This window comes from Streptomyces sp. SD15, assembly GCF_054462255.1.
In genome coordinates this window covers 262282-269675 of record NZ_JBTLMO010000006.1, presented here as the reverse complement: position 1 = coordinate 269675, position 7394 = coordinate 262282, and the positions used below count along the sequence as shown (strand labels likewise).

General features: G+C 71.4%; 8 protein-coding genes. 3 read left to right on the top strand and 5 right to left on the bottom strand.

The window, feature by feature from the left end; all coding sequences use genetic code 11:
* Positions 1-135: 135 nt before the first annotated feature.
* Genes ACX28W_RS08980 through ACX28W_RS08970 form a run of 3 tightly spaced genes read right to left on the bottom strand, consistent with a single transcriptional unit; the run spans position 136 to position 2754 of the window.
* Positions 136-1293 carry an acetyl-CoA C-acetyltransferase gene (locus tag ACX28W_RS08980; RefSeq protein WP_458998218.1) on the bottom strand — a complete coding sequence of 386 codons (1158 nt, stop codon included), beginning with the start codon at positions 1291-1293 and terminating at the stop codon, positions 136-138.
* A gap of 32 nt (positions 1294-1325) precedes the next feature.
* A complete protein-coding gene (locus tag ACX28W_RS08975; protein WP_458998217.1) occupies positions 1326-1937 on the bottom strand; it encodes a TetR/AcrR family transcriptional regulator in 612 nt (203 codons plus the stop codon).
* Positions 1938-1962: 25 nt separating this feature from the next.
* Positions 1963-2754 carry an SDR family oxidoreductase gene (locus ACX28W_RS08970; protein WP_458998216.1) on the bottom strand — a complete coding sequence of 264 codons (792 nt, stop codon included), beginning with the start codon at positions 2752-2754 and terminating at the stop codon, positions 1963-1965.
* 60 nt (positions 2755-2814) lie between these two features.
* Here ACX28W_RS08970 and ACX28W_RS08965 point away from each other — a divergent pair, with 60 nt between their 5' ends.
* Together ACX28W_RS08965 and ACX28W_RS08960 are read left to right on the top strand one after the other, a co-directional pair.
* Complete coding sequence (locus ACX28W_RS08965; RefSeq protein WP_458998215.1) at positions 2815-3960, top strand: acyl-CoA dehydrogenase family protein; 1146 nt, start codon at positions 2815-2817, stop codon at positions 3958-3960.
* Entirely contained in the window at positions 3960-4949 is a 990-nt protein-coding gene (locus ACX28W_RS08960) for an acyl-CoA dehydrogenase family protein (RefSeq protein WP_458998214.1), read from the top strand. The genes ACX28W_RS08965 and ACX28W_RS08960 overlap by 1 nt, the downstream gene beginning before the upstream one ends.
* On the opposite strand, the gene ACX28W_RS08955 is transcribed toward ACX28W_RS08960, so the two are convergent.
* Both ACX28W_RS08955 and ACX28W_RS08950 read right to left on the bottom strand, forming a co-directional pair.
* Positions 4915-5484 (bottom strand): HutD/Ves family protein, encoded by a 570-nt coding sequence (locus ACX28W_RS08955; protein ID WP_458998213.1) that lies wholly within the window; start codon positions 5482-5484, stop codon positions 4915-4917. The genes ACX28W_RS08960 and ACX28W_RS08955 overlap by 35 nt on opposite strands.
* A complete protein-coding gene (locus ACX28W_RS08950; RefSeq protein WP_458998212.1) occupies positions 5481-6200 on the bottom strand; it encodes a vWA domain-containing protein in 720 nt (239 codons plus the stop codon). The genes ACX28W_RS08955 and ACX28W_RS08950 overlap by 4 nt, the downstream gene beginning before the upstream one ends.
* Before the next feature lie 209 nt (positions 6201-6409).
* Between ACX28W_RS08950 and ACX28W_RS08945 the strand changes: the two genes are divergently transcribed.
* Complete coding sequence (locus tag ACX28W_RS08945; RefSeq protein ID WP_458998211.1) at positions 6410-7261, top strand: chitosanase; 852 nt, start codon at positions 6410-6412, stop codon at positions 7259-7261.
* Positions 7262-7394 lie beyond the last annotated feature (133 nt).

The following is a 7394-nucleotide window of genomic DNA, read 5'->3' as shown; positions in this document are numbered from 1 at the left end:
ACCGGAAGGCCCTCACCTGTTCAAGATCCCTCAGCCGAGACCTGGCTCACCCGTCCACAACCTCCCGAGACAGAACACCTAGAGCACCGGTTCCCAGCAGGGCGATGCTGCGAGCAGGGCGCGGTGGGAGAGCCGTCAGAGCCGCTCGATGATCGTCACATTCGCCTGACCGCCGCCCTCGCACATGGTCTGGAGGCCGAACCGGCCGCCCGTGCGCTCCAGTTCGTGGAGGAGTGTCGTCATCAGCTTCACACCGGTGGCGCCGAGCGGGTGGCCGAGGGCGATCGCGCCGCCGTTGACGTTGACCTTGTCGGGGTCGGCGCCGGTCTCCTTGAGCCAGGCGAGGACGACCGGGGCGAAGGCTTCGTTGATCTCGACGAGGTCGATGTCGGCGAGGGACATGCCGGTCTTCTTCAGGGCGTACGCGGTGGCCGGGATGGGCGCCGAGAGCATGCGGATGGGGTCCTCGCCGCGTACGGAGAGGTGGTGGACGCGGGCACGCGGGGTCAGCCGGTGTTCCCGTACCGCCCGCTCGGAGGCCAGCAGCATCGCGGCGGCGCCGTCGGAGACCTGGGAGGAGCAGGCGGCGGTGATGGTGCCGCCCTCGACGACCGGCTTCAGGCCCGCCATCTTTTCGACTGAGGTGTCCCGGCGCGGGCCCTCGTCGACCGTGACCTGCCCGTACGCGACCGTCTCGCGGGTGAAGCGGCCCTCGTCGATGGCGCGGATCGCCCGCTGGTGGGAGCGGAGGGCGAACTCCTCCTGGTCCTGGCGGCTGATGCCCCACTTGGCGGCGATCAGTTCCGCGCCGTGGAACTGGTTGACGGGCCGGTCGCCGTAGCGGGCCCGCCAGCCCTCGCTGCCGGCGAAGGGGCCCTCGGTGAGGCCGAGGGGTTCGGCGGCCCGGCGGGAGGCGAAGGCGATGGGTATCAGGCTCATGTTCTGGACGCCGCCCGCGACGACCAGGTCCTGGGTGCCGGACAGGACGCCCTGGGCCGCGAAGTGCACGGCCTGCTGGGAGGACCCGCACTGCCGGTCGACGGTGACACCCGGCACCTCCTCGGGGAGCCCGGCCGCCAGCCAGCAGGTGCGGGCGATGTCCCCGGCCTGCGGCCCCACGGTGTCCAGGCAGCCGAAGACGACGTCCTCGACGGCGGCCGGGTCCACGCCGGACCGCTCGACCAGGGCGCCCAGGACATGCGCGCCGAGGTCGGCCGGGTGGACACCGCTCAGGCCTCCCCCGCGCCGCCCGACGGGCGTACGGACCGCTTCGACGATGTAGGCCTCGGCCATGACAACTCCCTCAGGGACACGCGGACATGGGGTTATTCGCGTACGGAGATCCCGTCCAGCACCATCGTCAGGTACTGCCGGGCGATCTCCTCCGGGCTGTGCTGTCCGCCGGGCCGGTACCAGGACGCGGCGACCCACACGGTGTCGCGCACGAACCGGTAGGTGAGGCGGATGTCGAGGTCGGCCCGGAAGACCTGCGCGGCCACGCCGCGCTCCAGCGTGCTCAGCCACGCCTTCTCGAAGTTGCGCTGCGACTCGGCGAGGAACGCGAAGCGCTGCTGTGCGGCGAGGTGCCGGGACTCCTTCTGGTAGATGGCGACGGCGTCGCGGTGCCGGTCGATCTCCCGGAAGGACTCGGTGACCAGGGCCTCCAGGGTTTCGCGGGGGCCGAGTTCGGCGTCCAGGACGGTGTCGTAGCCGTCCCAGAGCTCGTCGAGGAAGGTCCGCAGGATCTCCTCCAGCATCGATTCCTTGGAGTCGAAGTGGTAGTAGAGGCTGCCCGCGAGCATGCCCGCTCGGTCGGCGATCTTCCGTACGGTGGTGGCGTTGTAGCCCTGCTCGGCGAAGACCTCGGCGGCGGTGCCGAGGAGTTCACGGCGCCGCTCCGGGGTGGCGGTCACCTGGGGCTTCTTCTTGGTAGGCACGGTTCCATTGTGGTCTGCACCGGCCTCAGGGGTGCCGGCTGCTGACGGAGACGACTTCGCCCGTCATGTACGAGGAGTAGCCGGACGCCAGGAACACGATCACGTTGGCCACCTCCCAGGGCTCGGCGTACCGCCCGAAGGCCTCGCGTGCCGTCAGCTCCTCGAGCAGTTCGGGCGTGGTCACCTTCACGAGGTGCGGGTGCATGGCGAGGCTCGGCGAGACGGCGTTGACCCGCACCCCGTACGCGGCTGCCTCGACGGCGGCGCAGCGGGTGAGTGCCATCACCCCGGCCTTCGCGGCGGCGTAGTGGGCCTGTCCGGCCTGGGCGCGCCAGCCGACGACGGAGGCGTTGTTCACCACGACCCCGCCGCCGCCCCGCTCCTTGAGTCGCCGCAGGGCGGCCCGGGTGCACCGGAACGTGCCGTTCAGCGTCACGTCGAGCACTTTCGACCATTGCTCGTCGGTCATGTCGACGAGGGCCGAAGTGCCGCCGAGGCCCGCGTTGTTGACGACGACGTCCAGGCCTCCGTGCAGCTCCAGAGCCGTGTCGAAGAGGGCTTGGACCTGCTCCTCGTCGGTGACATCGCAAGGCAGTGAGGCGATACGCGCGGCGCCGAACTCGCCCGCCAGGGCCTCGGCGCTTTCCTTCAGCCGCCGCGCGTGCGCGTCGCTGATCAGCACGCGGGCGCCCTCTTCGAGGAACCTGCGCGCTGTGGCTCCGCCGATTCCGGCGCCGGCCGCGGCGGTGATCACGGCGGTACGCCCCTTCAGCAGCCCGTGCCCGGGGACGTACGCCGGACTCTCGACGTCGCTCATGCCTCCACGCTAACCTACCAAACACTTGTTAGGGAAGGTTGTCGCCGAAGGGTGCCGCCGATGGACCTCACGCACTCCCCCGCCGACGAGGCGTTCCGCGCCGAGGCCCGGGCCTGGCTCACCGCGCATGTGCCGCCGGAGCCGCTCCCCTCCCTGGAGACCGAGGAGGGCTTCGCGGCGCACCGCGCGTGGGAGGCCGAACTGGCCGCGGACCGCTGGTCGGTGGTGTCCTGGCCGACCAAGTACGGCGGCCGGGACGCGGACATCGTGCGCCGGCTGGTCTTCGAGGAGGAGTACTACGCGGCGCACGCCCCGGGCCGGGTCGGCCAGAACGGCATCAGCCTCCTCGCCCCCACACTCTTCGACCACGGCACACCGGAGCAGCGCGCCCGAATCCTCCCCTCCATGGCCACCGGCGAGGTCGTCTGGGCGCAGGCGTGGTCCGAACCGGAGGCCGGTTCCGACCTCGCCTCGCTCACTTCCCGTGCGGTGCGCACGGACGGGGGCTGGCGCTTGAGCGGGCAGAAGACGTGGTCGTCACGGGCCGCGTTCGCGGATCGGGCGTTCGGCCTGTTCCGCAGCGAGCCGCACACCCCCCAACCCCATCAGGGCCTGACCTACCTGATGTTCGACCTGCGCGCGCCCGGCGTCACCGTCCGCCCCATCGGGCGCCTCGACGGAAAGCCGGCGTTCGCCGAACTCTTCCTGGACGAGGTCTTCGTCCCCGACGAGGACGTGATCGGCGAGCCCGGCGAGGGCTGGCGGATCGCCATGTCGACGGCCGCCGACGAACGCGGTCTGACGCTCCGCACACCGGGCCGCTTCCTCGCCGCCGCCGACCGGCTGGTGGCCCTCTGGCACTCCCACCCGGACCCCTCGGACACGGCACTGCGCGACCAGGTGGCCGACGCGGTGATCGGCGCCCGCGCCTACCAGCTCTTCGCGTACGCCCATGCCTCCCGCTTCCTCGACGGCGAGAGCATCGGCGCGGAGGCCAGCGTGAACAAGGTCTTCTGGTCCGAGTACGACATCGCGCTGCACGAGACGGCACTCGACCTCCTCGGCCCGGAGGGCGAGTCGGCGGACACCGACTGGTGCGAGGGGTACGTCTTCTCCCTCGCCGGCCCGATCTACGCCGGCACCAACGAGATCCAGCGCGACATCATCGCCGAGCGTCTGCTCGGTCTCCCGAAGGGCCGCCGCTGATGCGCTTCCTCCTCGACGCCGAACAGCACGCCTTCGCCCGCTCACTGGACGCGATGCTGACCGCGGCCGACCCGCCCGCGGTCGTCCGCGCGTGGGGCACCGGCGACCACAGCCCCGGCCTCGCCCTGTGGTCCCGCCTCGCCGACGCGGGCGTCTTCGCGCTGGCGATACCGGAGGCGTACGAGGGGGTCGGCCCGCTTCCCGTGGAACTGGCCGTGGCCTTCGTCGAGTTGGGTCGGCACGCGGTCCCGGGGCCCCTGGTGGAGACGGTGACGGCGGCGGCCCTGCTGACCGAGCTGGGCAAGTCGGGTCCGGCCGAGCGCCTGCTCCCGCCGTTGGCCTCGGGCGGGAGTGTCGCCACGCTCGCCCGGGCGGGCTCGTACGCGCTGGACGCGGACGCGGCGGCGGTGCTCCTCACCGTGGACGGCGACGCCCTGCACCTGGCCCCCGGCCACGGCCCGGTGCGCGCGTCCCTGGACCGGGCCCGGCGGCTGGCCCGACCGGAATCCGGCGGCGAACTCCTGGCCTGCGGCCCGCACCTGGCCGTCGCGGCCGCCCACGCCCTCACCTGGGCCCGCCTCGCCACCGCCGCCCAGGCCCTCGGGGTCGGCCTCGCCCTCCTCGACCGGACCGTCGCCCATGTGAAGCGGCGCACGCAGTTCGGTGTCCCCGTCGGTTCGTTCCAGGCCGTCAAGCACCAGCTCGCCGACGCGAAGATCGCGCTGGAGTTCGCGCGCCCGCTGCTCTTCGGGGCGGCGCTGACCATGGCGCCCGCCGACGTGGCCGCCGCCAAGGTCACGGCCTGCGAGGCGGCGTACGCAACCGCGCGCACCGCACTCCAGCTGCACGGCGCGATCGGCTACACCGCGGAGTACGACCTGTCCCTGTGGCTGACCAAGGCCCGTGCCCTGCGCACCGCGTGGGGCAGCCCGTCCGCGTGCAGGGCGGAGGTCCTCAGCGGTGCCGGCCCCGCGGCGCGAGATCGATGACGGCGGCACGGCCCACCGTGTGCAGCACGGCGTCCTCTGCGGTCAGCAACGCGGCGTCGTACGGTTCGAGGGCCAGGTCGGCCACCTCTGCGGTCCCGTCCAGCGCCACGACCAACACGGCCGGGCCCGCCGGGACGGCGAGGGGCCGGCCGGGAGGTGCGAGGGTGACGGTCGGGGCCGTGTCGCCGCCCCTGCGCCACATGACGTTGAGGTTCACCACCGGCCCGGCGAGCAGTCGGCAGTCGGTCGGCAGATCGCCGGGGAAGTTCTGGGGGACGTACCGGGTGTCGACGATCCGCCGCTCCCCGCCCACCGTCAGGTCCATCCCCGCGCCCTCGACGAGGGTCAGGATCCGCTCCACCCCGTCGAACGCGGAGAACGGTCCGTCCGCGCCGACGTCGGCCAGGCTCACCCGCCACGCGAAGTCGTCCATGCCCGCGCCCTCGGGCGAGCCGACGATCTCCCGTGTGACACCGCCGCCGTTCTTCCAGGGCACGGCGACGCGCTCGGCAGCGGGCAGAAAACGTACGGTCACTGCACGATCCCCTTCGCTCGCGCCGCCGCCAGCCACTGTGGGAACTCGCCCACGATCCGGTCGTACAGCTCGTCGTCGGACACCTTCAGCGGATCCGAACCGGCGTGGAAGAACCCGGCGTTGTCGACGACCCGCTTCTGCGGCACCGGCAACTCGTCGAGTCTGCGGAGGAATTCGAACTGCCGGCTGTCCGGGTCGCCGAACCCTATGAACTGCCAGAACAGGGGCAGTTTCGCCGCCTTGCACAAGTACCGTTCGGCGGCGAGCTTGTTGATCGGTCCACCGTCGGTCTGGAAGACGACGAGGGCGGGGTCCTTGGAGTCGCTGTCGAGGTAGTGGTCGATGACGGCGTCCATGGCCAGGTGGTAGCTGGTCTTGCCCATGTGGCCGAGACCGGCGAAGATCCGCTCGATACGGCCTCGGTGGTTGTCGAGCGCGATGTCGGTGACCGCGTCGATGTCCGTGGAGAAGAAGACGACCGGGACGGTGCCGTCGTCGTCGAGGTGCGCCGACAGTCCGAGCACCCGGTCGGCGAGCGCCTGCACGCTGCCGTCCTTGTAATACGGCTTCATCGACCCGGAGTGGTCGACCACCAGATACACCGCGGCCCGCTGCCCGCTCAGCCCGTGCTTGGTGAGGGATACACCGGCGCTCTTGTACAGACTGACCAGCGCGGGCGCGGTCTCCTCCACCTTGCTGAGGCTGATCCCGGGCATACGGGCTCCCTTCGGTGCGGTGAGCTGTGACGGGAATGCCGAGATTACGTCACCACCGGACGCCGGTGCAGGCGGTGGCCTGCGCGGCACTGTTTGGTGCCGTTGTCGGTGTTGGCGCTGTTGGTGCTTTCGGTGCTTTCGGTGAGGGGGACGGCGGCCGAACCGAAGAACGGGACGCCGTTACGGCCACCGCGCCTACTCTGTGCGCCATGAAGCGAGCCGGTCGTCTGCTGTTGGCCACCGTCCCTCTCCTCGCCGCGGCGGCGGCCTACTTCGCCCTGCCCGAGCCCGCGGACACGGCAGACGCCCAGGCCGACGCCAAGGCCGAGGAGACCGTGTCGCAGCAGGCCCCGCCGCCCGGCCTCGCCGCCCCGGCCAAGAAGGAGTTGGCCCAGCGGATCGTGTCGAGCGCCGAGAACTCCACGCTGGAGTGGCGCAGCGCGTACGCCTATATCGAGGACATCGGCGACGGTCAGGGCTACACGGCGGGGCTCATCGGCTTCTGCACCGGCACCCACGATCTGCTCGTCCTGGTCGAGCGCTACACCGCCGACCACCCGGACAACGGCCTCGCCCGCTATCTCCCCGCGCTGCGCGAGGTCGACGGCACGGACTCCCACCAGGGCCTCGACGGTTTGACGACAGCCTGGCGCGAGGAGGCCTCCGTCGCCGCCTTCCGTAAGACCCAGGACGCCGAACGCGACCGCGTCTACTTCGACCCCGCGGTCCGCCTCGCCGAACATGACGGCCTCGGCACGCTGGGCCAGTTCGTCTACTACGACGCGATGATCATGCATGGCCCCGGCAACAGCCCGGGCAGCTTCCACGACCTGCGCGAACGCGCCCTGGCCGGGGCCGACACCCCCGCCGAGGGCGGCTCTGAGAGGTCCTACCTCGACCTCTTCCTCGACATCCGCCGCCACGCCATGAAGTCCAAGAACGCCCACCGCGACACAACCCGCATCGACACAGCCCAGCGCAAGTTCCTCCGCGAAGGCAACTTCAACCTGGACACCCCCCTGGAATGGAAGGTCTACGGCGACACATACAAACTCCCGTAACCCACCAGCCCACTTCTCAGCCCGGCCGGCCGCTCCAGCCCGTCCGGCGTTCGAGGACGAGCCCTTCAGGCGATCCCCCCGCGCAACCGCCGGAGGCAGACGCACCACGGCGCCCACCACCGTCCGGTCGGGG

What these genes read in the sequence shown, in the direction of transcription:
- ACX28W_RS08980 (WP_458998218.1), bottom strand. Translation starts at nt 1,293, where the DNA reads ATGGCCGAGGCCTACATCGTCGAAGCGGTCCGTACGCCCGTCGGGCGG.
- ACX28W_RS08970 (WP_458998216.1), bottom strand. Translation starts at nt 2,754, where the DNA reads ATGAGCGACGTCGAGAGTCCGGCGTACGTCCCCGGGCACGGGCTGCTG.
- ACX28W_RS08965 (WP_458998215.1), top strand. Translation starts at nt 2,815, where the DNA reads ATGGACCTCACGCACTCCCCCGCCGACGAGGCGTTCCGCGCCGAGGCC.
- ACX28W_RS08960 (WP_458998214.1), top strand. Translation starts at nt 3,960, where the DNA reads ATGCGCTTCCTCCTCGACGCCGAACAGCACGCCTTCGCCCGCTCACTG.
- ACX28W_RS08950 (WP_458998212.1), bottom strand. Translation starts at nt 6,200, where the DNA reads ATGCCCGGGATCAGCCTCAGCAAGGTGGAGGAGACCGCGCCCGCGCTG.
- ACX28W_RS08945 (WP_458998211.1), top strand. Translation starts at nt 6,410, where the DNA reads ATGAAGCGAGCCGGTCGTCTGCTGTTGGCCACCGTCCCTCTCCTCGCC.